This window comes from Curtobacterium sp. Csp2, from assembly GCF_013347165.1.
In genome coordinates this window covers 2448726-2449814 of record NZ_CP054593.1, presented here as the reverse complement: position 1 = coordinate 2449814, position 1089 = coordinate 2448726, and the positions used below count along the sequence as shown (strand labels likewise).

Genomic DNA, 1089 nt, shown 5'->3' with positions numbered 1-1089 from the left:
CGGCGAGCTGTCGAAGCACCTGCGGAGCCGGAAGGAGGTCGGGGACGTGCTGCTCGCCTCCGGCGTCCCCACGATCGCGTACCAGGCTGGCGTCGTGATCGGCTCCGGGAGCACCTCGTTCGAGATGATCCGGCACGTGACCGACGTCCTGCCGTGGATGCCCGCCCCGCGCTGGGTCCGCAACCGGATCCAGCCGATCGCCGTCCGGGACGTCCTGTACTACCTCGTCGCCGCGCTCGACATCCCGGCCGACGTCAACCGCACGTTCGACATCGGCGGCCCGGACGTGCTGAAGTACGGGCAGATGCTCAACGGCTACGCGGTCGAGGCGAAGCTGCCGCAGCGGAGGTTCACGGTGCTCCCGGTGCTCACACCCGGGCTCTCCGCGCACTGGTTCAACATCGTGACGCCCATCCCGCGGAAGCTCGCGACGCCGATCATCGAGTCGTTGCAGTTCGAGTGCATCCAGCGCGAGCACGACATCGACGACGTCGTGCCGCGACCCGAGGGCGGCCTGACGTCCTACCGACGAGCGGTGCGGCTCGCACTCGCCCGGATGCGGAAGGGCGAGGTCGAGACGAGCTGGCGGAGCGCCACGCTCGCGGCTACCCCCGCGGACCCGCTGCCGAGCGACCCGGACTGGGCCGGGCACACCGTCTACGTCGACGACCGCCGCCGGCACACCTCCGCGTCCGCCGAGGACGTCTGGCGCGTCGTCGAGGGCATCGGAGGCGACAACGGGTGGTACTCGTTCCCGCTCGCCTGGGTCGCCAGGGGCTGGATGGACAAGCTCGCCGGCGGGGTGGGCCTGAGCCGCGGCCGCCGCGACCCGAAGCGCCTGGAGCAGGGCGACGCCCTGGACTGGTGGCGGGTCGAGCGCCTCGAGCGCGGGCGGTACCTGCGCCTGCGCGCCGAGTTCAAGTCGCCGGGTCGCGCCTGGCTCGAGATGACCGTCACACCGAGCGACGGCGGTGGGAGCGACTACCACCAGCGTGCGATCTACTTCCCGCAGGGGCTGTCCGGACGGCTCTACTGGTACTCGATCCTGCCGTTCCACGGGGTGATCTTCCCCGGGATGGTGGAACGCAT

General features: G+C 71.1%; 1 protein-coding gene. It reads left to right on the top strand.

The window, feature by feature from the left end:
- A partial coding sequence (locus HUN59_RS11845; RefSeq protein WP_174779472.1) for an SDR family oxidoreductase occupies window positions 1-1089 on the top strand: 1089 nt, incomplete at both ends.